The 24,653-nt window shown below is 69.5% G+C and carries 22 protein-coding genes and 1 riboswitch; of the genes, 16 read left to right on the top strand and 6 right to left on the bottom strand.

Features of this window, described 5'->3' with window-relative positions; translation table 11 throughout:
• The first annotated feature begins 38 nt into the window (after positions 1-38).
• The 7 genes from dnaJ to ACZ60M_RS09560 all read left to right on the top strand — a co-directional run bounded on the left by dnaJ (position 39) and on the right by ACZ60M_RS09560 (position 8,160).
• A complete protein-coding gene (gene dnaJ / locus ACZ60M_RS09530; RefSeq protein WP_465416431.1) occupies positions 39-1,169 on the top strand; it encodes a molecular chaperone DnaJ in 1,131 nt (376 codons plus the stop codon).
• A gap of 145 nt (positions 1,170-1,314) precedes the next feature.
• The gene (locus ACZ60M_RS09535) at positions 1,315-1,608 is read left to right on the top strand and encodes a hypothetical protein (protein WP_465416432.1); all 294 of its coding nucleotides are present in this window, start codon (positions 1,315-1,317) and stop codon (positions 1,606-1,608) included.
• Between the two features lie 101 nt (positions 1,609-1,709).
• Positions 1,710-2,171: a heat shock protein transcriptional repressor HspR gene (locus tag ACZ60M_RS09540; RefSeq protein WP_465416469.1), complete on the top strand. Its 462-nt coding sequence runs from the start codon at positions 1,710-1,712 to the stop codon at positions 2,169-2,171.
• Between the two features lie 179 nt (positions 2,172-2,350).
• On the top strand, positions 2,351-3,748 hold the full coding sequence (locus tag ACZ60M_RS09545) for a hemolysin family protein (protein WP_465416434.1): 1,398 nt from the start codon (positions 2,351-2,353) through the stop codon (positions 3,746-3,748).
• The gene (locus tag ACZ60M_RS09550) at positions 3,745-4,764 is read left to right on the top strand and encodes a hemolysin family protein (RefSeq protein ID WP_465416435.1); all 1,020 of its coding nucleotides are present in this window, start codon (positions 3,745-3,747) and stop codon (positions 4,762-4,764) included. The genes ACZ60M_RS09545 and ACZ60M_RS09550 overlap by 4 nt, the downstream gene beginning before the upstream one ends.
• Before the next feature lie 199 nt (positions 4,765-4,963).
• Positions 4,964-6,316, top strand: a complete 1,353-nt coding sequence (locus tag ACZ60M_RS09555) for a cell division protein DivIVA (protein WP_465416437.1) — start codon at positions 4,964-4,966, stop codon at positions 6,314-6,316.
• Between the two features lie 215 nt (positions 6,317-6,531).
• Positions 6,532-8,160: a beta-N-acetylhexosaminidase gene (locus ACZ60M_RS09560; protein WP_465416439.1), complete on the top strand. Its 1,629-nt coding sequence runs from the start codon at positions 6,532-6,534 to the stop codon at positions 8,158-8,160.
• Positions 8,161-8,363: 203 nt separating this feature from the next.
• Here the strand turns inward: ACZ60M_RS09560 and ACZ60M_RS09565 are convergent, their stop codons facing one another.
• Complete coding sequence (locus tag ACZ60M_RS09565; protein WP_465416440.1) at positions 8,364-9,302, bottom strand: C40 family peptidase; 939 nt, start codon at positions 9,300-9,302, stop codon at positions 8,364-8,366.
• Positions 9,303-9,310: 8 nt separating this feature from the next.
• Positions 9,311-9,463: riboswitch (cyclic di-AMP (ydaO/yuaA leader) on the bottom strand.
• 255 nt (positions 9,464-9,718) lie between these two features.
• Between ACZ60M_RS09565 and ACZ60M_RS09570 the strand changes: the two genes are divergently transcribed.
• The 3 genes from ACZ60M_RS09570 (at position 9,719) to ACZ60M_RS09580 (ending at position 10,606) form a co-directional block, all read left to right on the top strand.
• Entirely contained in the window at positions 9,719-10,072 is a 354-nt protein-coding gene (locus tag ACZ60M_RS09570) for a metal-sensitive transcriptional regulator (RefSeq protein WP_465416442.1), read from the top strand.
• Entirely contained in the window at positions 10,069-10,314 is a 246-nt protein-coding gene (locus tag ACZ60M_RS09575) for a heavy-metal-associated domain-containing protein (RefSeq protein WP_465416471.1), read from the top strand. Before ACZ60M_RS09570 ends, ACZ60M_RS09575 begins: the two co-directional genes overlap by 4 nt.
• A 91-nt stretch (positions 10,315-10,405) precedes the next feature.
• Positions 10,406-10,606 carry a hypothetical protein gene (locus ACZ60M_RS09580; protein ID WP_465416445.1) on the top strand — a complete coding sequence of 67 codons (201 nt, stop codon included), beginning with the start codon at positions 10,406-10,408 and terminating at the stop codon, positions 10,604-10,606.
• Positions 10,607-10,768: 162 nt separating this feature from the next.
• Here the strand turns inward: ACZ60M_RS09580 and ACZ60M_RS09585 are convergent, their stop codons facing one another.
• From ACZ60M_RS09585 to ACZ60M_RS09595, 3 genes are read right to left on the bottom strand one after another with little or no spacing between them, the layout of a single operon-like run.
• Entirely contained in the window at positions 10,769-11,665 is an 897-nt protein-coding gene (locus tag ACZ60M_RS09585) for a sugar ABC transporter permease (protein WP_465416447.1), read from the bottom strand.
• Positions 11,662-13,209 carry an ABC transporter permease subunit gene (locus tag ACZ60M_RS09590; RefSeq protein WP_465416449.1) on the bottom strand — a complete coding sequence of 516 codons (1,548 nt, stop codon included), beginning with the start codon at positions 13,207-13,209 and terminating at the stop codon, positions 11,662-11,664. The genes ACZ60M_RS09585 and ACZ60M_RS09590 overlap by 4 nt, the downstream gene beginning before the upstream one ends.
• Positions 13,210-13,248: 39 nt before the next feature.
• Positions 13,249-14,487, bottom strand: a complete 1,239-nt coding sequence (locus ACZ60M_RS09595; RefSeq protein ID WP_465416451.1) for a sugar ABC transporter substrate-binding protein — start codon at positions 14,485-14,487, stop codon at positions 13,249-13,251.
• A 153-nt stretch (positions 14,488-14,640) separates the two neighbouring features.
• Here ACZ60M_RS09595 and ACZ60M_RS09600 point away from each other — a divergent pair, with 153 nt between their 5' ends.
• The 3 genes from ACZ60M_RS09600 to ACZ60M_RS09610 all read left to right on the top strand — a co-directional run bounded on the left by ACZ60M_RS09600 (position 14,641) and on the right by ACZ60M_RS09610 (position 17,932).
• Positions 14,641-15,639 carry a LacI family DNA-binding transcriptional regulator gene (locus ACZ60M_RS09600; protein WP_465416453.1) on the top strand — a complete coding sequence of 333 codons (999 nt, stop codon included), beginning with the start codon at positions 14,641-14,643 and terminating at the stop codon, positions 15,637-15,639.
• Between the two features lie 14 nt (positions 15,640-15,653).
• Complete coding sequence (locus ACZ60M_RS09605; RefSeq protein WP_465416454.1) at positions 15,654-17,213, top strand: glycoside hydrolase family 13 protein; 1,560 nt, start codon at positions 15,654-15,656, stop codon at positions 17,211-17,213.
• A gap of 155 nt (positions 17,214-17,368) precedes the next feature.
• Positions 17,369-17,932 carry a Uma2 family endonuclease gene (locus tag ACZ60M_RS09610; RefSeq protein WP_465416456.1) on the top strand — a complete coding sequence of 188 codons (564 nt, stop codon included), beginning with the start codon at positions 17,369-17,371 and terminating at the stop codon, positions 17,930-17,932.
• A gap of 51 nt (positions 17,933-17,983) precedes the next feature.
• Here ACZ60M_RS09610 and fbaA read toward each other — a convergent pair whose 3' ends face one another.
• A complete protein-coding gene (fbaA, locus tag ACZ60M_RS09615; RefSeq protein WP_465416458.1) occupies positions 17,984-19,006 on the bottom strand; it encodes a class II fructose-bisphosphate aldolase in 1,023 nt (340 codons plus the stop codon).
• Between the two features lie 186 nt (positions 19,007-19,192).
• Between fbaA and ACZ60M_RS09620 the strand changes: the two genes are divergently transcribed.
• On the top strand, positions 19,193-19,393 hold the full coding sequence (locus tag ACZ60M_RS09620; RefSeq protein WP_465416460.1) for a hypothetical protein: 201 nt from the start codon (positions 19,193-19,195) through the stop codon (positions 19,391-19,393).
• A 79-nt stretch (positions 19,394-19,472) separates the two neighbouring features.
• Here the strand turns inward: ACZ60M_RS09620 and ACZ60M_RS09625 are convergent, their stop codons facing one another.
• Positions 19,473-21,557: a S9 family peptidase gene (locus ACZ60M_RS09625; RefSeq protein ID WP_465416462.1), complete on the bottom strand. Its 2,085-nt coding sequence runs from the start codon at positions 21,555-21,557 to the stop codon at positions 19,473-19,475.
• 384 nt (positions 21,558-21,941) lie between these two features.
• Between ACZ60M_RS09625 and ACZ60M_RS09630 the strand changes: the two genes are divergently transcribed.
• Together ACZ60M_RS09630 and ACZ60M_RS09635 are read left to right on the top strand one after the other, a co-directional pair.
• Positions 21,942-22,673 (top strand): ATP-binding cassette domain-containing protein, encoded by a 732-nt coding sequence (locus ACZ60M_RS09630; protein WP_465416464.1) that lies wholly within the window; start codon positions 21,942-21,944, stop codon positions 22,671-22,673.
• Positions 22,673-24,529: a YhgE/Pip family protein gene (locus ACZ60M_RS09635; RefSeq protein ID WP_465416465.1), complete on the top strand. Its 1,857-nt coding sequence runs from the start codon at positions 22,673-22,675 to the stop codon at positions 24,527-24,529. The genes ACZ60M_RS09630 and ACZ60M_RS09635 overlap by 1 nt, the downstream gene beginning before the upstream one ends.
• Positions 24,530-24,653: the final 124 nt, after the last annotated feature.

Here is a 24,653-nt window from a genome sequence, read left to right on the forward strand (position 1 = left end):
TCGGCCGCCCGAACGATAAGCAGTGAAGGAGGCGTCCCGTGGCATCGCAGGAATGGCTTGAGAAGGACTTCTACGCCATACTCGGCGTGCCGCAGGACGCCTCCAAGAAGGACATCGAGCGGGCGTACCGCAAGCTCGCGAGGGAGCTCCACCCCGACCACAACCCGGACCCGGCCGCCGAGGAGCGCTTCAAAGGCGTCTCGGAGGCCTACTCGGTGCTCCACGACGACAAGGCCCGCAAGGAGTACGACCAGATCCAGCTGATGAAGTCCGGTCGCGGCGGCTTCGGGGGCGGCATGCCGGGCGGCGGGGGCGTCAACCTCGAGGACCTGTTCGGCAACCAGGGCGGCTCGGGCGGGTTCGGCGACCTCTTCGGCGACCTGTTCCGCGGCTCGGGCGGCGGCGCGCACCGGCGCCGCAGCGGCGCCCAGCGCGGCAACGACCTGCGCACCCACATCACGCTCGACTTCGCCGACGCGGTGAAGGGCACCACGACCGAGATCCGGATGCGCGCGCCGGGCGAGTGCGAGACCTGCCACGGCTCGGGCGCGAAGCCCGGCACGGCACCCAGCACCTGCCCCCGCTGCAGCGGCCGGGGCCTGGTCACCGAGAACCAGGGCGCGTTCAGCTTCGCCCAGCCCTGCCCCGAATGCGAGGGCACTGGCACCGTCGTCACCGACCCGTGCGCCGACTGCGGCGGCACGGGCGCGACCACGAAGGACCGCATCATCACCGTGCGCGTCCCGGTGGGCATCGGCGACGGCCAGTCGATCCGCCTGGCCGGGCGCGGCGCCCCGGGTGAGCGCGGCGGGCCCGCGGGCGACCTCCTCGTGAAAGTCGCCGTGCGCACGCACCCGCTGTTCGCCCGCGACGGCGACAACGTGACGGTGCGCCTGCCCGTCTCCTTCCCGGAGGCCGCGATGGGCGCGAAGGTGAAGGTCCCCACCTTGGACGGCCCCGTGACCCTGAAGATCCCCGAGGGGACCCCGACCGGCCGGGTGCTGCGCGTCAAGGGCCGCGGCGTCCCCGGCAAGGGCGACCTGCTGGTGACGGTGGACGTTGAAGTGCCCCATGCGCTCTCGGCCGAGGCCCGCGAGGCCCTGGAGAAGTACGCGGCCGCCTCCCCGGCAGCCGACCGCTCGAAGCTGGAAGAGCTGACGGGCCAATGACCTCCGCACGCGACACCGCGACCCGCACGCCGGCGCCCCCGCGCCGGGCAGTGCGGCGTGCGGTGCGCCCGGCGGCGCCGCGAGGGCGCCGCCGGAGTGCGCGCGCCGCGAACGGTGCCGCGAAGCCGGAAGAGTTGGCGGCCCGATGATGTTGCACCCGGTGATGATGCAGAAGGTCCGCTTCCGACTCGCCCGTCTCCCGTGGACGGCCGAGACGCCCGCGCCCGGAGACGACCGGGCCGCCGCGAACGGCGGCCAGGGCGGAACGACCGGCGGGGCCGATCCCGGCGCGAGCCGGGTCGAAGCCGCCGATGGGGACCGGGCCGCAGCGTCCGGCGCCCGCTCCGGCAGGCCGCGCGCTGGCGGGCTCCGCCCCGGCAACCGCCGGGACCCCGCAGCGGCGCGGAAGGCGAGAACCGAGCGAGGGAGGGAACCGTGACCGCTTCGGACTACACCGGCCCCGGGCCGCGCGACACCGACCGCACGGCCGCGCGCTCCGGCGAGCCCGCCGCCGACCGCGCGTCAGGCCGCCCCGCCGACATGAGCGCCCGCCACCAGGTGCGCATCGAGATCGCCTACCACCAGCGCCTCCCCGGCGGCGGCAGCGACCAGATCGACTACGACGCCAAGATCCTCGCGATCTCGGCCGCCGCCGAGATGGCCGGGATGCACCCGCAGACCCTCCGCCAGTACGACCGGCTCGGCCTCGTCGAACCCGCCCGCACGCCCGGCGGCGGCCGCCGCTACTCCGTCCGCGACGTCACGCGCCTGCGCGAGATCCAGCGCCTCTCCCAGGACGAGGGCGTGAACCTCGCCGGGATCAAGCGCATCATGGACCTCGAACGCGAAGTCCAGGCCGTGCGCGCCGAAGCCGGCGCCGCCGTCGAGGAGCTCGCCCGCGAACTCCAGCGCGCCCGCGCCCAGCTCGCCGAACTCCAGGCCATGGCCGGGCCGTTCGGCCGCTCCACCGACATCGTCTTGTGGCGCGGCGAACAGCGATGACCGCTTGCCGCTCTTCTCCGTCCCGTTAAGATCGGGCCCATGCGACGCAAACGACGACGCTCGATCGCGGCCGGCAAGCCGCGCAGAGCACGACATCGAAGTCCCCGGCCCGGCGGCGGCGACCCGCTCCGGGCAACGGAATCGAACGGTGCCGCCGCACGGCACCAGGGGCGTGAGCAATGCTCATAGCCGTCGGACTGGTCATCATCCTGGCCGTCACCGCCGCCACGGGCTTCTTCGTGGCGCTCGAATTCGCCTACACCGCCGTCGACCGGGCCAAGCTCCACGACATCGCCGACGGCCCTGACGCCCGCCGCGCCTCCCGCGCCCGCCGGGCCCTCCAGATCTGCTCCCAGCTCTCCTTCGTCCTCTCCGGCGCGCAGCTGGGCATCACCGTCACCGCCCTGTTCGTCGGTTTCTTCGCCGAACCGTATCTGGGCCAAGGCCTCGCGGACCTCCTCGGCGTCGCCGGGGTCCCCGCCGCGCTCTCGGTCACCATCGGCGTCACCATCGCGTTCGTGTTCGCCAACGTCGTCCAGATGATCCTCGGCGAACTCGGGCCCAAGAACCTCGCGATCGCCCGCACCGAAGCGCTCGCACTCGCCCTCGCCGCCCCCACCAGCGTCTACATGACCGTGTTTGGGCCGATCATCCGCTTCTTCGACGTCACCTCCGTGAAGCTCCTCAAGATGATCGGCATCCACGCCGTCGAAGAGCTCGAGCACAACGCCACCCCCGAGGACCTGCACCGCATCATCGACGTCTCCCGCGACGAAGGCGCCCTCGACCAGGGCCTCTCCGACCTCCTCGACCGCGGCCTCGACTTCTCCGAAACCGTGGCCGACCAGGCCATGACCCCGCGCGTCAACGTCCAGACCCTCCCGGCCGACGCCACCGTCGCCGCCGCCGTCGAAGCGCTCGCCGGGGGCCACTCGCGCTTCCCGGTCGTCGGCGACGACGTCGACGACCTGCGCGGCGTGGTCGGCATCAGCCAGATCATCGGCGTCCCCCGCGAGGACCGCGCCACCGTGACCGTGGGCCAGGTCGCCGACCCGGCCCTGCTCGTCCCCTCCTCCCTGCCGCTCCCGACCTTGTTGGAGCGCATGCGAAGCCAACACCGCCAGCTCGCATGCGTCGTCGACGAGTTCGGCGGCTTCGCCGGGATCGTCACCCTCGAAGACCTCGCCGAAGAGCTCGTCGGCGAGATCCGCGACGAGCAGGACCGCTTCGAGGCCGTCCCGGTCTCGCTCGCGGGCGGCGCCTGGCTCATCCCCGGGCGCTGGCGCATCGACGAGGTCGCCGACGCCACCGGCATCGAACTCCCCGAAGGCGAGCACTACGAGACGATCGCAGGGCTGGTCATGGCCCTGCTCGGCCGTATCGCGCACCCGGGCGACACGGTCGAAGTGGACACGGTCGCGGGCGACCGCATCTACGACGCGGACGGCGACGGCCTGGCCGACCCGGCCCCGCGCAGCGTGAAACTCGTGGTCGTCTCGTGCGCACGCCATGTGCCGCAGGCGATCGAGCTCCGGCCGGTCCCGGTCGGCGAAGCGGCGACGGAGGTGGACGCGTGAGCACCGGTCCCGCACTGCTGATCTCGATACTCCTGCTGGCCGCCAACGCGTTCTTCGTCGCCGCCGAGTTCGCCCTCGTGGCCTCCCGGCAGCACCGGCTCGAACAGGACGGCTCCCGCGCCGCCCGGGCCGCATTGCGCGGCACCAGGAACCTGTCGCTCATGCTCGCGGGCGCCCAGCTGGGCATCACCGCGTGCACCGTCGGCCTCGGCGCGCTCGCCGAACCGGCGCTGGCGCACGCGATCGAGGTCCCGCTCGAAGCGGTCGGCCTCGAAGGGGCGGCGCACCCGATCGCGTTCACGATCGCGCTGCTCATCGTGGTGTTCCTGCACATGGTCGTGGGCGAGATGATGCCCAAGTCGTGGGCGATCACCCACCCCGAGGCGTCGGCGATGGCGCTGATCTGGCCGTTCACCGGCTATGTGTGGCTGACGAAGCCGATCCTCTTGGGCCTCAACCACGGTGCGAACGCGATCCTGCGGGCGTTCAAGGTCGAGCCGGCGGACGAGAAGGCCCAGGCGCACTCGCCGGAGGAGCTGCGGTACCTGCTGCGGTCCTCGGCGGAGGCGGGCATGCTCGGCGAGCCGGAGCACCAGTTGCTCACGCACGCCATCGAAGTGCAGCGCCGACCGGTCCGCGAGCTGTCGATCCCGTGGCCGGAGGTCGTGACGATCGACGCCGGTTCCACTGCGGTGCAGGCGGAGGCGCGCAGCCGCGACACGGGCCGTTCGCGCCTGGTCGTGGTGGACGCGGAGGAGCGGCCGGTGGGCCTGGTCCACGTGCGCGAGGCCGTGCAGGCCGAGCCGGGCGCCGCGGTCGCCGACATGGCCGCCGCGCCGCTGCTGGTGAGCGCCGAGACGACCGTGGCCGCCGCGGTGGCGCTCATGCGCCGCCAGCGGGCGCAGCTGGCGCTCGTGACGGGCGCGGACCGCGAGGTCACCGGCCTGGTCGCCATGGAGGATCTGCTCGAGGAGATCATGGGCGACTTCTACGACGAGACCGATAAACTCCGCTAACGCTTCGAACACAGTAGAGGGCCTCAACTCTTGTTGAGGCCCTCTCTCGGCGAAGCTTGCGAGCCGTAAATTTGCTCAGCGCTTTCTCTGTTCTAGACGTTTTCTGCGCGACACGCGGCGCGGGCGTGTTCGTCGCCGGTTTCGGGTCCTTCAGGCGTGATCATGATTCATCAACCGTTTCCTGTGACTCTGGAAGACCATGTCGAAATTCTTCGAGGAAACCGGGCCCGAATTCGCTGTCGCCATGCGCGGCTACGACCGCAATCAGGTCGAAGAGTTCACTTCCCGGCTGTACCAGAACATCAAGACCCACGAGCAGCACCGCGACGAGGCGTCGCGGGCATTGGAGGCCGCCGAGACGCAGCTGCGCCGCGCCGAGGAGCGCATCAGTGCCCTGGAGCGCCGCGTCACCGACCGGGCCACGCAGATCGCCGAGGCCGAGGCCCCGACCCTGGCCGGGCTCGGCGCGCGCGTCGAGAAGATCCTGCGCGCCGCCGAGCAGGACGCGGGCGTCCAGAAGGCCGACGCGAAGCGCCTGGCCGCGTCGATGCTGAACGAGGCCCGCGCCGAGGCCGAGTCGATGATGCGCACGGCCCACTCCGAGGCCGCCGAGATCACCGCCACCACCGACCAGGACGTCACCGAGATCCGCGCCCGCGCGGTGAACGAGACGACCGAGCTGCGCGAGAACGCCCGCCGCAGCCACGACCTGGCCCTGGCCGACGCCCACCGCGAGGCGCAGACCGCGCAGGGCCAGTCGCGCGCCGAGGCCGAGAAGATGCGCTCGCACGCCGAACGGGAGATCGCGGTCCAGCGGGCCACGGCCGAACGCGAGGTCACCGAGCTCAAGTCCCATGCCGCCCGCGAGTCGGACGAGCAGCGCAACGCCGCGCAGCGGCTCCTGGCCGAGGCCGCCGAGCACCGCAAGAAGAAGACCCAGGAGCTCATCCTCACCGAGGCGGACCGGCGCGAGCGGGCCCAGAAGGAGGAGGCCGACCGGCACCAGCAGGCCATCGCGACCGCGCAGCGGATCGTCTCGGAGGCCGAGGACCGGCTCGCGCTCGCCGAGGAGCGGGCCCGCAGTTCCGAGAACCGCTCGGTGGAGCGGCGCGAGGAGGCCGACCAGCAGGCGAAGGACGCGCTGCAGCGCGCGTCCGAGCAGGCGAAGGTCGTCAAGGCCGACGCGGTGAAGGAAGCGGACCGCTTGCGCCGCAACGCGGACGAGCGTGCCGCCGAGCGCGTGCAGCCGCTCGCCGAAGAGGTCGAGGCGCTGTCCCGCCAGCGGGACAGCGCGGGCTCGAACCTGACGGACCTGCGCCGCCAGCTGGGCCTGGTCTCGGGCGAGGAGGAGCCGACGCTCGCGGGGTCGTCCGCCGGGTCGTCGTCGATGGGGTCGAGCGGATCGAGCTTCGACCTGCCGTCGGCGGGCAGCGGGTACGAGTCCCCGGCGGCGCTGGGGGTCTTCGAGTCCGAGTCGGCGCCGCTGCCGATCAACAAGCAGCGGGACGGTTCGGATATCGACCGGACCCAGCAGCTGCCGGTGGTCCGCTAGGCGGAACGCCCGAATCGAATAGCAAGGCCGCGCGCCGCGGTCGGCCGGGAAGGGAGCGAAAACGCTCTCAGCACTGGCCGACCGCGGCGCGGCCCTATATTATAAATAAACTGAACTAATTCGGTGGGGGCGCCGCACCGCCCCCGCCCACCCCCCACGGGCCCGCGAGCCGCGCGAGCCCAACAGCGCCACAACCAGCACAGGAGCCCCCGCACATGCAGCGCCGCATCTCGCTGATCCCGCAGCCGCAGCAGCTCACCGCCGCAGACGGCGACCTCGACCTGAGCATCCTCAGCGCCATCGCCGCCGACCCCGGGCTGCGCTCCCTGGCCTGGCTCCTCTCCGACCTCCTGGCCCGCGGCACCGGCCTGCGCCTCCCCGTCGTGCAGACCACCGCAAAGGACCCTGCCGGCGGCCGCGTCCTCCGGCTCGCCCTCGACGGCGACCGGCCCGAGGACTTCACGACCGCCGCCGAGGCCTACCGCCTCGCGATCACCGCCGACGGCGTCGACCTCACCGCCGCCCACCCCGCCGGGATCGCCCGCGGCATCGCCACTCTGCGGCAGCTCCTCCCCGCCGACGCCCTCCGCGAGGCCCCCGCCGCCGCGCCGGTAGTCCCGCTCGTGATGATCGAGGACGAGCCGCGTCTGCGCTGGCGCGGCGTCATGCTCGACGTGGTGCGGCACTTCCAGCCGAAGGACTTCGTGCTGAAGATGATCGACCGGGCCTGGCTGCACCGGCTCAACGTCGTGCACTTGCACCTCAACGACGACCAGGGGTGGCGCTTCGAGGTGCCGTCCCGCCCGAAGCTCATCGAGACCGGGTCGTGGCGCGCGGAGACGAAGCTCGGCCACGCCCGCACCGACGAGGGGTACGACGGGACGCCGCACGGCGGCCACTTCTCCGTCGCGGACCTGCGCGAGATCGCGTCCTACGCGCGCGAGCGCCACATCATGATCGTCCCCGAAGTGAACCTCCCGGGCCACGCCCGCGCGGTGCTCGCCGCCTACCCCGAACTCGGTGCGGGCCAAGACAAGCCGGTCTCCCCGACGTTCGGCGTGTTCGAGGAGGTCCTAGAACCGACGCAGGCCGCGCTGGACTTCGCGCTGGAGGCGTACACGGCGATCGGGGAGGTCTTCGACGGCCCGTTCGTGCACATCGGCGGCGACGAGGTGCCGATGACCCAGTGGGAGTCCTCGCCGATCGCGCGCGAGCTGATGGAGCGCGAGGGCATCACCGACGTCCGCGGCGTGCAGGCCTGGTTCACGAAGGCGTTCTGCGACCACCTGCGGGGCATGGGCAAGCGGGTCATCGGCTGGGACGAGATCCTCGACGGCGGCGCCCCCGCCGACGCCGCCGTGCAGGTATGGCGCAACGAGGCCTACGTCGAGAAGGCCCTGGAGGCCGGGCACGAGGTCCTGGTGAGCCCGCAGACGCATGTCTACTTCGACCACTACGAGAGCGACGACCCCGAAGAGCGCCTTCGCATCCACGGTCTGACCACGATCGCGAAGGTCGCCGAGTGGGACCCGGTCCCGCCCGGCATCGACGCCTCCAAGATCCTCGGCGTCCAGGCCCAGCTGTGGTCGGAGTACCTGCCGGAGCCGCGCGACGTCGAGTACGCCGCGTTCCCGCGCCTGGCGGTGTTCGCGGAGGTCGCCTGGACCGGTCAGGCGGTGCGCGAGGCGAACCCGGTGCTCGACCGCCTCGAAGCCCACTTGGACCGCCTGCACGCCATGGGCATCGGCTACCGCCCGCTCGAGGGCGCGAAGCCGTGGCAGCGCGGCGGCACGGGCCGCTACCGCCGCTTCGACTGGGAGTTCACCGCACCCGAGGTTGAATAGGGCCGAATAGTCTTGGTGTGAAACGAAACCCGTGCGGGCCGCCTCGGCGGCCCGCACGGGTTTCTCTACTATGAAATCAGTCCCCGACGGCGGTATCGGCGCATTGCGGGTCAGCAGCAGGGTCAGCAATCGGGACCGCCGGTGCCGCCGCCGGGGAGTCTGCGTCCCGGGCCCCGCCGGGCCCGGGAGAGCTCGCTTCCCCGCTAAGGGCGCCCGTACCCGTCGATGCCCATGATGTCGATGTCGGCGATCTTCACAACGGTGGTCGAGTTGGGGGCGTGGATGATCTGGCCGTCGCCGATGTAGATGGCGACGTGGCTCAGGCCGTTGTAGAAGACGAGGTCGCCTTCCTGGAGCTCGTCGCGGGAGATCCGCGCGGTCTCGTCCCACTGCATCTCGGTGTTGTGCGAGAGGGAGACCCCGACCGCGCCCCACGCGCCCTGGGTGAGGCCGGAGCAGTCCCACTCGTCGGGGCCGGAGGCGCCGTACACGTACTGGTCGCCGAGCTGGTCGTAGGCGAAGTCGACGACGCCGGAGGAGCCGGTGTAGTCGCCCCAGTCGGGCTCGGGGTTCTCCTCGGCGTATGCGTCGTCGTACTCGTCCTCGAGGTCGGCGATCTCGGCCTCGATCTCGTCCTGCTGCTTCTCGATGTCCCCGAGGATCTCGTCGGCGCTGGCCTTGAGCGTCTCGAGCTCCGTCTTGCGGGTCTCGAGCTCCTGGACCTGGGTCAGGTTCGCCTGCAGCGCTTCGTTCTCGGCCGCGGTGAGGTTGTCGAGGTACATGAGGCGGTCGGCGAAGTCGGTGGGGTCGCCCGCGAGCACGGAGTTGACCATCGCGAAGTCGCCGGCGGTGTACGCCGAGGCGGCGTACTCGGCGAGGGCCTCGTTCGCTTCGGCGGTGGACGCTTCGAGTTCGGGCAGCTGGGCCTCGATCTCGGCGATGAGCCGGTTGGCGTCGTCGAGCTCTTCGCGCTTGGCGTTGTAGTCCTCGATGACCTTCTCGAGCTCGGAGTGGCGCTTGTCGATCTCGGCCTGGATCTCCTCGCTCGTCTGCGCGTTCGCCGTAGAGGTCGTGAACAGCGAGGCGCTCACGGGGATCAGTGCTGCGGCCATGACGGCGGCAGTGATTCGCCGGGTACGCACCAGGGAGGCGCTCCTTCCTTTGGCCGCCTACCGGGTTAGCTGTCGGGTTCGGGCGGAAGGAAGGGTCGCCCTACGCGCCCGGGGACGCGATTCACCCCGTCGGCCCTGCGTTCGATGCCGACTGCTGGTTCCCCGGTTCAGTGGAACAGTGCCAATTACGGTTCGCAAGCTTCACCGTGACTGGTGCCCCTCCGACTCGGCGGTGCCGCTCGGCGGGTGCGGGGTGCCCCCGAGTTTCCGACGCGACGGGTTCACGTTAGAGGCCCTTGTGGCCCTTGACAAGGGCGGGGGGAGAATTTTTCACACAATGGCACGGAATACTACGGGCCGCTGCACTGAGCTGACGAGCAGTTGCCGAGATACCCCTAAGGGGTATACACTGGCGACCGGAGGACGGCGCACACGAAAGGCGTGACATGGCGAACGACCCGACCGACACCGCGGAGCCGACCGAAGGTGCGCCCGCGCACGACGGCCACGACGGCCACTACTGGTACCACGGCGACAAGGCGGCCCTCACCCGCCGCCTCAAGCGCATCGAAGGCCAGGTCCGGGGCATCCAGCGGATGGTCGAAGACGACCAGTACTGCATCGACATCCTGACCCAGATCTCCGCCTCCACCAAGGGACTCCAGGCCGTCGCGCTCAACCTCCTCGAAGGCCACCTGGCCCACTGCGTCGCGGAGGCGCAGACCTCGGGTGACCCGACCGCCGCCGCAGCCAAGGTCAAAGAGGCCTCGGACGCGGTGGCCCGACTGCTCAGAACCTGAACACCACCGCGCTCAGCGAAGGAGAAGCAATGGAGACCGTGTACGAAGTCAAGGGCATGACCTGCGGCCACTGCGTCGGCAGCGTCACCCAGGAGATCACCGCCCTCCCCGGCGTACAGAACGTCGCCGTCGTCCTCGAGACCGGCAAGGTCACCGTCACCAGCGAGGCGGCCCTCACCGAGGACGCCGTCCGCGAAGCCGTCGACGAGGCCGGATACGAACTCGTCGGCCAGGCTCAATAAGCGTCTGACCAAGGCCCTGAACACCCGTTCACCGGGTGTTCAGGGCCTCGTTATTGCCGCCGCCAGGTGTCCCTCAAGTACAGTCGGGGGCATGGCAGTCTCCGACGACGAGCGCACCGGCTCCGACGACTTGCGCTCTGTAGAGCTCGACGAGGACTTCTCCGTGCTCCCGGACCAGACCTCCGACGACACCGACCGCGGCTGGGGCGAAGCCCCCGCACGCCGCCCCCGGAAGTCCGAGTTCTCCGCCCGCGACCTCGACCTCCTCGCCGAACGCCCCCCGCACTGGTAGCACCCGCTACCCGCAACGCGCACAAAGCAAAAGGCCCGGACCGAGGGGAGGGAGGCTCCCCCTGATCCGGGCCCTTCGTGTTACCTGCCCCGTCTCGGCGACGCTTGCGAGCCGTAAATCGGCTCGGCGGACAGGATTTTGTGTGTCGAGCAGAAAGTCCAACTAGCCCTTCACCGCTCCACCGGTCAGGCCGGAGACGATGTACCGCTGCAGGCTCATGAACACGCCCACCGTGAGCACCGAGGTCAGCAGCGTCCCCGCCGCGAAGATCCCGAAATAGCTCGCCGGGGAGTTGTCCGCCGTCAGCGTCTTCAACCCGACCGCCAGCGTCATCTCCGGCCGGTCGGTCAGGAACAGGCTCGCCAGCACGAAGTCGTTCATCGTGCCCACGAACGCCAGAATCCCCGAGATCGCGATGATCGGCGCCGCCAGCGGCAGGATCATCCCGAAGAAGATCTGCGCGTGCGTCGCACCGTCGATCGTCGCCGCCTCGTCCAGCTCCTTCGGGATCGTGTCGAAGAAGCCCTTCATCAGCCACGTCGAGACGCCCAGCGCCCCGCCCATGTACACCAGCATCAGACCGAGCTTCGTGTTCAACCCGACGATCGGGTAGTACTCGCCGAGACTGCCGAAGATCAGGTACAGCGCCACCACGGCCAGGAACGCCGGGAACATCTGGATCAGCAGCAAGAACAACAGCATCGGGCGGCGGCCCCTGAACCGGAACCGGCTGAACGCATACGCCGCCAGCGACGAGATGAAGATCGAGATGAACGCCGCCGGAACCGCGATCACCAGCGAGTTCATGAACCACGACGCGAACGGCACGTTCTCGTCCGTGAACAGCTTCGCGAAGTTGTCGAACCCGAACTTCGTCGGCAGCAGGCTCGTGGAGGACATGGTGCCGTTCGGGTTGAACGCCGCCGACACCACGTACACGATCGGGACCAGCCCGAACACCAGGACCGCGATCGCGACCAGGTGCCGCCAGCCGGTGTCCCCGACCCACTTCGCGAACGGGTGCTTGCCCTTGCGCTTCAAAGGAACCTCGGCCGTCATGAGTACACGTCCTCCTGGTTGCGGGTGAAGCGGAACATGACCGCCGAGATGGTGGCGACGATGAGGAAGATGAACACGCTGATCGCGCTGGCGAAGCCGTAGTCGGAGCTGGAGGTGCCGAAGGCCTGCCGGAACGCGTAGGTGATGAGGATGTCGGTGCCGCCGACGGCGTCGCCGGCCGTGAACGGGTTGCCGCCCGAGAGCAGCTCGATCGCGTTGAAGTTGTTGAAGTTGAACGCGAACGAGGAGATCAGGAGCGGGGTCAGGGCGATGAGCAGCAGCGGCAGGGTGATCTTGCGGAAGGCGGTGACGCCCGTGGCGCCGTCGATCTTCGCCGCTTCGAGCGAGTCGGACGGGAGGGCCTGGAGCGCGCCGAGGCAGATCAGGAACATGTAGGGCCAGCCGAGCCAGGTGTTGGCGATGATGACCATCGCCCGCGCCGACCAGGTGCCGCCGTACCAGTTCACGTTGAGGTTGAACAGCTCGTTGATGAGGCCGAAGTCGCGGTTGAACATCTGCGCCCACACCAGCAGCATCGCGAAGGACGGCATGGCGTAGGGCAGGATCATGAGGGTCCGGTAGAGCTTCGTGCCGCGCATCGAGGGCTTGTTGAGGGCCATCGCGGTGCCGAGGCCGATCGCGAACGTGAACAGGACCGACGCGGCCGCGAACATGATGTTCCAGGTGAAGACCCCGAGGAAGGGGCCGCGGATGTCGGGGTCGGTGAGGACGTCGAGGTAGTTGTCGGCGCCGATGTTGACGCGCCAGCCGACGAGCGCGGCGTCGCCGTCCTCGGTGAGGAAGGTGCCGGTCTCGTTGTCGGCGGTCCAGACGGTGCCGGTGGCGGAGTCGGTGATGCAGTCGCAGGCTTCGGAGTAGGACCTGGTGGAGGTGCCTTCGAAGGCGGAGAGGCCCTGGACTTTGATGCCGGACTCGGGCCCGGTCGGGACGGCGAGCGAGGCCAGTTCGGCCTGGCGCTCGTTGAGGTCCTGGAGGGTCCACACCGTGTAGTCGGGGGCGGCGATGACGCGCCCGGAGGCGTCGAGGGTGGCCCCGTCGAGTTCGGTGAGGCCCTCTTCCGTTCCGGCCCAGACGGTGCCGTCCTGCTGGTTCGTGAGCAGGAGGGTCAGTTCGCCGGTGGCGGATTCGCCGACGGAGAAGAGGTAGGTGGCGCCGCCTTCGGTCTGCTGGACGCCCGCGGCGATGATCGCCTCGGTCGCCTGCTCCTTGTCGACCCGGTGCCCGTCCCCGTAGTTGGAGAAGGAGGTGCCGATGGTCATGACGACCGGCAGGATCTGGAAGGCCAGGAGCAGCAGGGTGCCGGGGATGAGGTACTTGAGCTGGATCGCCCGTTTCTGGAGGTAGACGTAGAAGAGGATCGCGGCGACGAGCGCCTCCAGGGCCAGGCCCCACCAGGCCTCGGCGTTGATGAGCGGCAACGCCGCCCAGACGGCCAGCGCCGCGACCACCGCGAGCACTGCGATCTTGATGATCAGACCCGCGGCGGTGGCAGAGCCGGCCGTCCGGGAACGTTGGTCGAGCACGTATGCGTTCCTTCGCTCGTCGAGGCTTACCGGCGGTTCTTAGGAGGCGGCGACGGCGTCGCGGATCGCCTGGGCGGCGGTCGTCGCGGCTTCTTCACCGGTCGAGACCTGGTCGATCGCGTCGGCCTGGGCGCGGCCGAAGGGCTCCCAGACGGAGTTCATCGCGGGGATGTTCGGCATCGGGACGCCGTTCTCGCCTGCGGCGGCGAAGCCCTGGACGTCGGCGTTGTCGGCCGAGTAGGCCTCGGCGGCGGCGGTGAGCGCCGGGAGGCGGCCGCCCGCTTCGGCGAGCGCGAGCTGCAGGTCCTCGGTGAGGACGTAGTTGGTGACGAACTCCTGGGCGAAGACGGCGTTCGCGGCGGTCGCGGACACGTAGAAGCCCTGGACGCCGAGGAACGGGGAGGCCGGGCCCTGGCCCTCGAAGCCGGGGATGGCGGTGACCTCGTAGTTGAGGCCGGCGGTCTGGACGTCGGTGAGCGCCCACGGGCCGGAGATCATGAGGGCGGTCTTGCCGTCGACGAAGAACGGGATGGTGTTGGTGGCGTCGATGGTGGTCTTGAGGACGCCGTCCTTGCCGAGCTCGGCGAACTTCTCGAACGCGGCGATGCCGCCGGGGGAGTCGACGCCGACGTCGTTGGGGTCGAGGGTGCCGGTGCCGTCGTCCTTGAACAGGTAGCCGCCCATGGAGGCGAACAGCGGGTAGGCGTTGTAGGCGTTGCCGTCGACGCCGGTCTCGACGGTGAGGACTTCCTGGGTGGCGGCGGCCTTGCCCGCGGCGACGAGCTCCTCGAAGGTGGCGGGGGCGGTCGGGACCAGGTCGGTGTTGCGGATGAGGCCGATGTTCTCGATCGCGTAGGCGACGCCGTAGACCTGGCCATCGACGGTGAACGCCTTGACGGCGGTCTCGTTGAGGGCGGCCTTCTTGTCCTCGGCGAGGGTGATGGGGGAGATGACGCCGTCGGCGGCCAGCTGGCCGGACCAGTCGTGCGCGCCGACGACGATGTCAGGGCCCTGGCCCTGCTCGGCGGCGGCGAGGAAGTCTTCGCGGAGGGTCTCGACGTGCTCTTCGACGGTGACCTTCACGCCGACCTCCTGCTCGAAGTTCTTGACGAACTCCTTGAGGACGGGGGTGCGGGTCTCGTCGGCCCAGATGACCAGCTCGCCGGAGAACGCGGTGGTCGCGTCGCCGCTGGGGGTGTCGGAGTCGTCTCCGCACGCAGCGGCTGCGCCGAGGGCGGCGGCCGAGACGGCGGTGATACCCAGGGTCCTTCTACGCATGTCTGTTCTCTCCTCATTGAGGGGCCCCGGGGCGGGGGCCGGTGACCGGGGGCTCTCGCCCCGAACTCCCTCGAAGGTTAGCAAGATGTTTCAGAAACAGGAAACCCTTGCAACCAAACTGTTGCCAAATTTCAGATAGGCTACGCTGTCATCATGCGGCTTCGACTCTCTGACATCGCCCGGCAGGCCGGGGTCAGTGAGGCAACGGTGTCCCGGGTCCTCAACGACAAACCCGGCGTCGGTCAGCAGACCCGACAGTCCGTCCTCACTGCCCTCGACGTGCTCGGTTATGAACGCCCCCAGGCCCTGCGGAAGCACGCTATCGGCCTCATCGGCCTCGTCGTGCCCGAACTGGAGAACCCGATCTTCCCGCTCTACGCGCAGACGATCTCCAATGTGCTCGCCGGGTCCGGCTACACCCCCGTGCTGTGCACGCAGACGCCCGGCGGCGTCTCCGAGGACGAGTTCGTCGAGATGCTCCGTGAACGAGCGGTCGCGGGCATCATCTTCGTCTCCGGCCTGCACGCCGACACCACCGCGAGCACCGAGCGCTACCAGGAGCTGAAGGACAAGCGCTTGCCGGTCGCGTTCGTCACCGGACACCCCGAAGGCGTCGAAGCGGCCTCGTTCTCCTGCGACGACTCCGTCGCCGCGCGCATCGCCGTGGAACATCTTGCAGGGCTCGGCCACAAGAGGATCGGCCTGGTCTCGGGCCCCGACAGGTACTGGCCGGTGCGCCGCAAGATCAACGGCTACCGCGCCGCCATGCAGGGCGTCGGCCCCGAGCTGATCGAGCTGACCCTCTTCGGCGAGCAGGGCGGGCACGCCGCCGCGTCCCGCCTCATCGACCGCGGCGCCACCGCCGTCGTCTGCGGCTCGGACATGATGGCCCTCGGCGCGATCCGCGCCGCCGAGGAGCGCGGCCTGAACGTCCCCGCCGACTTCTCCGTCGTCGGATACGACGACTCCCCGCTCATCGCCCACACCAACCCCCCGCTGACGACCGTGCGGCAGCCGGTGCGCGACATCGCCACCGCGGCCGCCCGGGCACTGCTCGACGAGATCGCCGGGCAACCCACCCCGAACTCGGAATACCTGTTCCGACCCGAACTCGTCGTACGCGGTTCCACCGGTGCGGCGCCCAAAGACTGAAAGGGAACTCACCGATGAGCCAGAAATGGTGGCGCGACGCGGTCATCTACCAGGTGTACCCGCGCTCCTTCGCCGACGCGAACGGCGACGGCATGGGCGACCTGGAGGGCATCCGCTCCCGCATCCCCTACCTCGCCGAGCTCGGCGTCGACGCCATCTGGCTCTCGCCGTTCTTCGCCTCGCCCCAGAACGACGCCGGTTACGACGTCTCCGACTACCGGAAGATCGAGCCGCGCTTCGGCGACCTCGACGACTTCGACCGGATGCTGGAGACCGCCCACGCGCACGGCATCCGCCTCATCGCCGACCTCGTCCCCAACCACACCTCATCCGAGCACGTCTGGTTCAAGGCCGCCCTCGCCGCGGCCCCCGGCTCACCAGAACGCGCCCGGTACTGGTTCCGCGACGTCGACCCCGCCGCCCCCGACACGCCGCCGAACAACTGGCAGTCGATCTTCGGCGGCCCCGCCTGGACGAAGACCGACGACGGCAAGCAGTGGTACCTGCACCTCTTCGACTCGACCCAGCCGGACCTGAACTGGGAGAACCCGGAGGTCCACGAGGAGTTCCAGTCGATCCTGCGCTTCTGGCTGGACCGGGGCGTGGACGGCTTCCGCATCGACGTCGCGCACGGCATGGTCAAGGCCGAGGGCCTCCCGGACACCGGCGGCGACGGCACGATCGAGATGATCGGCACGACGCTCGCCCCGTTCTTCGACCAGGACGGCGTGCACGACATCTACCGGACGTGGCGCCCGATCATCGAGGAGTACGAGGGCGACCGGATCTTCGTCGCCGAGGCGTGGACGGACTCGGCCGAGCGCCGCGCCCTCTACCTGCGCCCCGACGAGCTCCACCAGGCGTTCAACTTCGACCTGGTGCTCGCCCCGTTCAAGGCCGCGGACTTCCGCAAGGCCATCGACGCGGAGATCGCGAACAACGCGGGCGTCGGCGCGCCCTGCACGTGGGTGCTCTCCAACCACGACGTGCAGCGCCACGTGACCCGCTACGGCGGCGGCGCCCAGGGCCTGGCCCGCGCGAAGGCCGCGACGCAGCTGCTCCTGTCCCTGCCCGGCGTCGTGTACGTCTACCAGGGCGAGGAACTGGGCCTCAACGAGGTCCTCGACCTCCCTGCCGAGGTCCGCGAGGACCCGACGTTCTTCCGCACCAACGGCGAGCAGATCGGCCGCGACGGCTGCCGCGTCCCGCTCCCCTGGACCGAGAAGGGCGACTCCTTCGGCTTCGGCTCCGGCGGCTCCTGGCTGCCCCAGCCGGCCGAGTGGTCCGCGCTCTCGGTCGAGGCCGAGGACGGCGCCGAGGGCTCGACCCTCGAGTTCTACCGCGCGGCCGTCAACCTCCGCAAGACCTTGCGCGGCTCGGTCACGGGCCTGACCTGGCTCGCCGACCCGGGCGACGACGCCTTCGCCTTCGACAACGGCGCCCTGGTCTGCGTGACGAACTTCAGCGACGAACCGGTCCCGGTCGCCGGCTACGGCACCGAAGTCCTCCTCGCCTCCACCCCCCTCGACAACGGCACCCTCCCCGCAGGTGCCACCGTCTGGTTCAAGAAGTAACCCAACAAGAAAGGGCCCGGCCGCGCATCGCGGCCGGGCCCTGCTTCGTCCATAGGACGGCTGTCACTCTTTCGGGGTAGGCCGTTTCGGCTTCTGCGGGTGGTCGTTACCTGGGTATGCTCGTACCTGTCCCCCTGCACTGCGAAGGAGGCCTGGTGTCCGACATCCTGCTGCCACCACCGCCGCGCGACTCCGGTTGGGAATCCGACGATCTGGACACGTACGACCTCCCAGATCACGTCGAACTCATTTACGGAGCCCTCGAAGTCATGGTGAGTCCCCAGCGCTCGTGGCACCACGAAGTCATGTTCAGGCTTCGCGTCCTCCTCGACCGCGTCGTCCCCGACGACCTGCGGATCGAACAGGAGATGACGATCCGCGTCAACCGCAAGAGCCGCCCCGAACCCGACCTGCTCATCGTCGAGGACCGGTCCGAGTACGGCCGCGACACCCGGTGGTTCCGCCCCGAACACGTCAGGCTCGCCGTCGAGATCGAGTCCCCCGAATCCGAGGAGCGCGACCGCCTGCTCAAACCCGGGATCTACGCGATGGGCGGCATCCCGTACTACTTGCGCGTCTCCGAAGCCGCGGAAGGCCTGCCGGTCCTGCACCTGTACCGGCTCGAATCCGGCGAGTACCGGCTGGTGAGCGAACAGTACGGCCGGGTCGTCCTGGACGAGCCCGTCAAGATCAATGCCAAGCTCGAGGGCAACTGGTAGAGCGAAGCGAAGGGCCCGGCCGCATCGCGGCCGGGCCCTTCTGTTCTTGTCTTACTTGATCTTGTTGCCTGCGGAGCGGAGCTGCTGGCAGGCTTCGACGATGCGGGCGGCCATGCCGGCCTCGGCGAGCTTGCCGTAGGCGCGCGGGTCGTAGGCCTTCTTGTTGCCGACCTCGCCCTCGACCTTGAGCACGCCGTCGTAGTTGCGGAAGATGTGGTCGACGACGGGGCGCGTGAACGCGTACTGGGCGTCGGTGTCGATGTTCATCTTGATGACGCCGTGGTCGACGGCGTCGGAGATCTCCTGCGCGGTGGAGCCGGAGCCGCCGTGGAAGACCAGGTCGAAGGGCTTGTCCTTGCCGACCTTGGCGCCGACGGCGTCCTGGATCTCCTTGAGGATCTCGGGGCGCAGGTGCACGTTGCCGGGCTTGTAGACGCCGTGCACGTTGCCGAAGGTCAGGGCCGTCATGTAGCGGCCCTTCTCGCCGGCGCCGAGCGCTTCGACGGTGGCGAGGCCGTCTTCGACGGTGGTGTAGAGCTTCTCGTTGATCTCGGCTTCGACGCCGTCCTCTTCGCCGCCGACGACGCCGATCTCGATCTCGAGGATGATGTTGGCCTTGGCGGTGCGGGCGAGGAGTTCCTGGGCGATCTCCAGGTTCTCGGCCATCGGCACGGCGGAGCCGTCCCACATGTGGGACTGGAAGAGGGGGAGCTCGCCGCGGGCGACGCGCTCTTCGCTGATGGCGAGGAGGGGGCGCACGAACGAGTCGAGGTTGTTCTTCGGGCAGTGGTCGGTGTGGAGGGCGACCTTGACCGGGTAGTTCTTGGCGATCTCGTGCGCGGCGGCGGCGAGGGCCACGGAGCCGGTCACCTTGTCCTTGATGGTGGGCCCGGAGAGGTACTCGGCGCCGCCGGTGGAGACCTGGACGATGCCGTCGGACTCGGCTTCGGCGAACGCGGCGAGCGCGGCGTTGAGCGTCTGGGTCGAGGTCACGTTGATGGCCGGGTAGGCGAAGGAGCCAGCCTTCGCCCGGTCGAGCATCTCGTTGTATTCCTCGGGTGTTGCGATAGGCATGCTGCCTGCTCCTTAGACAAGTCGTTGATTGCTCCCCGACCGGGGGCGGGACTCAGACGCCGCTGTCTGATGGCCTCGAACTATTGCGTCGAGATGAAGTATTGCCCACAGCCGTGTGAAGGCATAACTCAGGCTACCTGGTGGTTCACTGGCCGGACGGCTTCGGGCGCGTCTACCGTGGGTTATATGAACTATCACCAGGAATGGGCGGACGAGTCCGGCGAGTTGTCCGAGTTCGACCTGGCGGGCTCGGCGGAACCTGCGGCCGAGGAGGACCCGGAGGCGGCCGTCGAGGAGCCGGAGGAGCTGCCCGACGAGGTCGATCCGGCGGACGCGGCCGAGCAGCGGCGCGAGGTCCCGCCGGAGGAGGACGAGCGCCCCGAGTAGCGCGAAGGCCCGGCCCCTTGAGGGGGACCGGGCCTCACTGCTCAGCTCAGGGGGTCCGGGCTGCGCCCGGCCGCTCTGCTCAGGCAGTCTGGGCTGCGCCCAGTCTGTCGAGCACCCAGGCGAGGTTGAACGCCTCTTCCTCCCAGGCGTCGTACCGTCCGGAGCGGCCGCCGTGGCCCGCTTCCATCTCCGTCTTGAGGAGCACGTCGGACTCCGGGCTCTCGTGGCGCAGCTTCGCGATCCACTTGGCGGGCTCGTGGAAGCCCACGCGGGTGTCGTTGAGGCTGGTCACGGCCAGGATCGACGGGTACTGGACGCCGCTGACGTTCTCATAGGGCGAGTACGACTTCATGTACTCGTAGACCTCCGCCGACTCGAGCGGGTTGCCCCACTCCTCCCATTCGATGACGGTGAGCGGCATCGTCGGGTCGAGGATCGTGTTGAGCGCGTCGACGAACGGGACGTCGGCGAGGACGCCCGCGAACCGCGCGGGGGCGAGGTTGGCGACGGCGCCCATGAGCAGGCCCCCGGCGGAGCCGCCGCGGGCGACGATCCGGTCGGGCGCGGCCCAGCCGACGTCGACGAGGTGCTCGGCGCAGTCGGTGAAGTCGGTGAACGTGTTGCGCTTGTGGAGTAGTTTGCCCTGCTCGTACCAGTGCCGGCCCATCTCGCCGCCGCCGCGGACGTGCGCGATCGCGAAGACGACGCCGCGGTCGAGCAGGCTGAGGCGGGCGATGGAGAAGTACGGGTCGATCGAGTGCTCGTAGGAGCCGTACCCGTACAGCAGGCAGGGCGCGGTGCCGTCGGCGGTGACGCCCTGCTTGGCGACGATCGAGATCGGGACTTTCGTGCCGTCGGCGGCGGTGGCCCATTCGCGGTACTGGACGTAGCCGGCGGGGTCGAAGCCGCCGAGGACGGGCGTCTGCTTGCGCAGGTGCAGCGCGGCGGCGTCGATGTCGTAGTCGTACACCGAGGACGGGGTGACCAGCGACGTGTAGCCGAGGCGGATCTGCCGCGAGTCGTAGTCGGGGTTCTCACCGAGCCCGACGGCGTAGATCGGCTCGTCGAACTGGATCTGCGTCAACTGCCCGTCGTCGAGGATGGCGACCTGCGAGAGCCCGGCCCGGCGCAGCGAGACGACGACGTGGTCGGCGAAGGCGTCCGCCGACTCCAGCCGCACGGCCTCGTCGTGGGCGATGACCTCGTTGAACTGCGTCGTGTCGTCCACCGGGGTCCACCCGAGGGTGAAGTTCTCGGCGTCCTTGTTGTGCAGCACCCAGAACCGGTCGCCCTGGTGGTCCACCGACAGCTCGACTCCCTGGACGCGCCCGTTGCCGAAGACCTGGAACTCGCCGGTCGGGTCGGCCGCGTCGAGGTAGCGGACCTCGGTGGTGATCTTGGAGCCGGAGACGATGAACAGGTACTGCTCGGAGCGGGTGAGGTCGATGCCGGTCCAGAACCGCTCGTCGTCCTCCTGGTGGACCAGGACGTCCTTGTCCTCGTGCTCGCCGAGGACGTGCCGCCACACCTGGTACGGCCGCCACGCGTCGTCCACTTTGGTGTAGAAGAACACGGAGCCGTCGAGCGACCAGGACCCGCCGTAGAACACGTTCGGGATGTCGTCGGGGAAGTCGTCGCCGGTGCGGAGGTCCTTGAACCGCAGGGTGAACCGCTCGTCGCCCGAGTAGTTCACCGCGTACGCCAGGAGGTTCCCGTCGGGGGAGACGTCGCAGGTGCCCAGCGAGAAGAAGTCGTGGCCCTCGGCGAGCTCGTTGCCGTCGACGAGGATCTCCTCGCCCTCGATCGCGGTCCCGGCCTCGATCTCGGGGGGCGTGTCGCCGTCGGCCTTGAGCCGGCACTGGATGCCGTACTGCTTGCCCTCCTCGGTGCGGCCGTAGTACCACCAGCCGCGCTTGCGGACGGGGACGGAGAGGTCGGTCTCCTGCGTGCGGGACTTGATCTCGCCGAAGATGCTCTTGCGCAGCGCCGCGAGGTGGGCGGTGCGCGCTTCGGTGTGGACGTTCTCGGCCTTGAGGTACTCGACCGTGGCGGGGTCCTCGGGGTCCTTGAGCCAGGCGTACGGGTCGTTCACGGTGTCGCCGTGGTGGGTTCGCGGGTGGTCGCGGCGGGGAGCCGCTGGTTTCGCTGCTTGCGTTTCCGACATGCCTCAACTGTAAGGGCCGCGGGCGGGACGCGCCGGTCACAGCGCGGCCGCCTCACTCCGCACATAAGTTACTCATGAGTAACATACTTGTGGTCATCAACCCGTGCAATCGCCCGAAACCGGGCACACCGGCCTGTGAGGATAGTGTCCATGAGCGACAGAAGCGACGAGGCAGTGCCAATTGACGGCTCGCAAGCATCGCCGAAAGGGCCAATTGACGGCTTGCAAGCATCGCCGAGAGTGCCAACCGACGGCCCGCAAGAGCCGCCGAAAGGGCCCGCGCCCGAAACACCCCGCGCCGAAACCTACCCCGCCGAAGGCGAAACCACCCCGCCGCCCGCACCCGCCGCGGCCCCGCCCACACGCGGCGGCGACACCGCCGTCATGCAAACCCTCGCCCCCGCCACGGACGAGACCGCCGCCATGCCCCCCGCCCGCACCGCCAGCGCGCCCTTCCTCACCGCCACCGCACTCACCGCCGCCGGCCGCCAAGGCCCGATCTTCACCGACATCAACCTCACCGCCGGCCTCGGCCAGATCGTCGCCCTCTGCGGCGACGGCGGCGAAGGCCGCTCCTCACTCCTCCTCGCCCTCACCGGCCGCTTCCCCTACGACACCGGCGCACTCGAAGTCGACGGCCAGACCAGACCGGGCCACATCCGCCGCCGCTTCACCATCGCCCAAGCCGGACCCCCCATCCGCTTCGACAACTACGCCACCGTCGCCACCTGCATCAAAGAAACCACCACCGTCTCCAAAGGCGCCGCCACCCGCGCCAACATCAACGCCTGGCTCGACCGCCTCGCCGTCAGCATCGACACCGGCGACACCTTCGGCTTCCTCCCCCGCATCGACCAGATCCGCTTCGCCATCGCCTGCGCCGCCGCCAGCCGCACCCCCGCCATCGCCGTCGACGACACCGACACCGGCCTCGACACCCGCGGCGCCGAACGCGTCTTCGAAGCCCTCCGCACCGTCGCCGACGCCGGACAACTCGTCCTCGCCGCCACCACCCGACCCGACCCGCCCGCCGACACCCTCATCGACCTCCGCGCCCAACCAGCACCCGCCGACCCGACCCGCCACGGCCGCGACCGAAACGGAGACCACCAGTAATGAGCCCGTTCAGACTCGCCGCAGCCGAACTCGCCCGCTTCCGCGGCCACCCCATCCGCACCGCCGCACTCGTCGCCATCGTCCTCATCCCCCTCGTCTACGGCGGCCTCTACCTCTGGTTCGCCTGGGACCCCTACGGCAAACTCGAGAACATGCCCGTCGCCGTCGTCAACGAGGACACCGGCGCCACCGTCGAAACCGACGGCCAGACCACCGCCATCAACGGCGGCGACCAACTCGTCGAACAACTCAAAGCCGACCGCATCTTCGACTGGCAGTTCGTCAACGCCACCCAAGCCCGCCAAGGCCTCGAAGACGGCGACTACTACATGGTCATCACCGTCCCCGAAGACTTCTCCACCCGCCTCGCCAGCCTCTCCGGCACCGACCCCGAACAAGCCACCGTCGAATTCGACCTCAACGACGCCAACGGCTACGTCGCCGGCATCATGGCCGCCACCGTCGAATCCGAACTGCAGAACCAGATCAACACCGCCGTCTACGTCACCTTCGCCACCACCATCTTCGGCGACCTCACCGAACTCAACCAAGGCCTCACCCAAGCCGCCGACGGCGCGGGCCAACTCTCCGACGGCATCGGCACCGCCCAGACCGGCGCCCAAGACCTCGAAACCGGCCTCGGCGACCTCACAACCGGCGCACAGCAAGTCGCCGACGGCGCCGAACAAGTCAGCGACGGCGTCGACCAAGCCGTCGGCACCGCCCAACCCGTCATCGAAACCCTCGCCGACAACTGGACCCAGATCCAGACCGGCGCCTCCTCAGCCGCCGACCTCGCCGACCGCGCCAACAGCGACCTCAACACCGTCTACAGCACCCTCTGCGGCACCGACACCGCCGACCCCGACGCCTGCGCCCAGCTCCAGACCTACATCGACGACGCCAACGCCGTCAACGACGACATCCAGACCGCCAACACCGCCGTCCAGGACACCTCCACCGACACCCTCGACCAGGCCTCCAACGACCTCACCACCCTCCAGACCGGCGCCGCCGACGTCGCCACCGGCGCCGACCAGGTCGCCGACGGCGCCGCCACCGCCCAAACCGGCGCCAGCGACCTCGCCGACGGCCTCGGCGACCTCCAAACCGGCGCCGACACCCTCGCAGCCTCACTCACCACCGCCGCCCAATCCGTCCCCAGCACCAACCCGGCAGACGACGCCGACAACGCCGAGGCCTACGGCAGCCCCGTCACCATCGACGAACAGAACCTCAACCCCGCAGGCACCTACGGCCGCGGCCTCGCACCGTTCTTCATCGCCATCGCATTGTGGGTCTTCGGCCTCATGGGCTACCTCGTACTACGTACGGTAAACAGTCGGGCGCTGGCCGGGCCGCTGCGCTCCGTCCCGATCGCGATCGGCGGCTGGCTCCCGGGCGCGTTCCTCGGCGTCCTCTCGGCGCTCGTCCTCTACCTGGCGGTCGAGCTCGGCCTGGGCCTCGACCCGAAGGACGCCCTCGATACGGTCGGCCTGTCGATCCTGGTGATCCTGACGTTCACGGCCATGGCGCACCTGTTCAAGCTGGCGTTCGGCACCGCTGGGAGCCTCCTCCTCGTCGTGCTGCTCATGCTGCAGCTGACGAGCGCGGGCGGCCTGTACCCGGTGGAGACGACACCGAAGTTCTTCCAGATCCTTCACCCGCTCCTGCCGATGAGCTACGTAGTCGATGCACTCCGAGTGACCATCAGCGGAGGCGAGACCGCCCATGTAGTGAACGCACTCCTCGTGCTGGCCGCCTATCTGGCAGGCTCTCTCGCACTCTCCTCGCTCGTCGTAGCGAGCCGCAGGCGCTGGAAGCCGGACCGCCTGAACGAACCGCTCCAAGTCTGAAAACGAACCGGCCCGGGGGGGGGGAGGGGGGGGGGGGGGGGGGGGGGGGGGGGTGGTGTGGGGGGGTGGGGTGCCTGCTCCCACAAACCATCAAACACGGCAGCGGCCCGGGGGAGGAGAAAGC

The organism is Glycomyces sp. NPDC050141 (assembly GCF_055586545.1).

Bases quoted from the DNA above. Each gene is read 5' to 3' on its own strand.
- ACZ60M_RS09535 (WP_465416432.1), top strand. From the start codon at position 1,315: ATGATGTTGCACCCGGTGATGATGCAGAAGGTCCGCTTCCGACTCGCC.
- ACZ60M_RS09540 (WP_465416469.1), top strand. From the start codon at position 1,710: ATGAGCGCCCGCCACCAGGTGCGCATCGAGATCGCCTACCACCAGCGC.
- ACZ60M_RS09545 (WP_465416434.1), top strand. From the start codon at position 2,351: ATGCTCATAGCCGTCGGACTGGTCATCATCCTGGCCGTCACCGCCGCC.
- ACZ60M_RS09555 (WP_465416437.1), top strand. From the start codon at position 4,964: ATGTCGAAATTCTTCGAGGAAACCGGGCCCGAATTCGCTGTCGCCATG.
- ACZ60M_RS09560 (WP_465416439.1), top strand. From the start codon at position 6,532: ATGCAGCGCCGCATCTCGCTGATCCCGCAGCCGCAGCAGCTCACCGCC.
- ACZ60M_RS09570 (WP_465416442.1), top strand. From the start codon at position 9,719: ATGGCGAACGACCCGACCGACACCGCGGAGCCGACCGAAGGTGCGCCC.
- ACZ60M_RS09580 (WP_465416445.1), top strand. From the start codon at position 10,406: ATGGCAGTCTCCGACGACGAGCGCACCGGCTCCGACGACTTGCGCTCT.
- ACZ60M_RS09585 (WP_465416447.1), bottom strand. From the start codon at position 11,665: ATGACGGCCGAGGTTCCTTTGAAGCGCAAGGGCAAGCACCCGTTCGCG.
- ACZ60M_RS09595 (WP_465416451.1), bottom strand. From the start codon at position 14,487: ATGCGTAGAAGGACCCTGGGTATCACCGCCGTCTCGGCCGCCGCCCTC.
- ACZ60M_RS09600 (WP_465416453.1), top strand. From the start codon at position 14,641: ATGCGGCTTCGACTCTCTGACATCGCCCGGCAGGCCGGGGTCAGTGAG.
- ACZ60M_RS09605 (WP_465416454.1), top strand. From the start codon at position 15,654: ATGAGCCAGAAATGGTGGCGCGACGCGGTCATCTACCAGGTGTACCCG.
- fbaA (WP_465416458.1), bottom strand. From the start codon at position 19,006: ATGCCTATCGCAACACCCGAGGAATACAACGAGATGCTCGACCGGGCG.
- ACZ60M_RS09620 (WP_465416460.1), top strand. From the start codon at position 19,193: ATGAACTATCACCAGGAATGGGCGGACGAGTCCGGCGAGTTGTCCGAG.
- ACZ60M_RS09625 (WP_465416462.1), bottom strand. From the start codon at position 21,557: ATGTCGGAAACGCAAGCAGCGAAACCAGCGGCTCCCCGCCGCGACCAC.
- ACZ60M_RS09630 (WP_465416464.1), top strand. From the start codon at position 21,942: ATGCAAACCCTCGCCCCCGCCACGGACGAGACCGCCGCCATGCCCCCC.
- ACZ60M_RS09635 (WP_465416465.1), top strand. From the start codon at position 22,673: ATGAGCCCGTTCAGACTCGCCGCAGCCGAACTCGCCCGCTTCCGCGGC.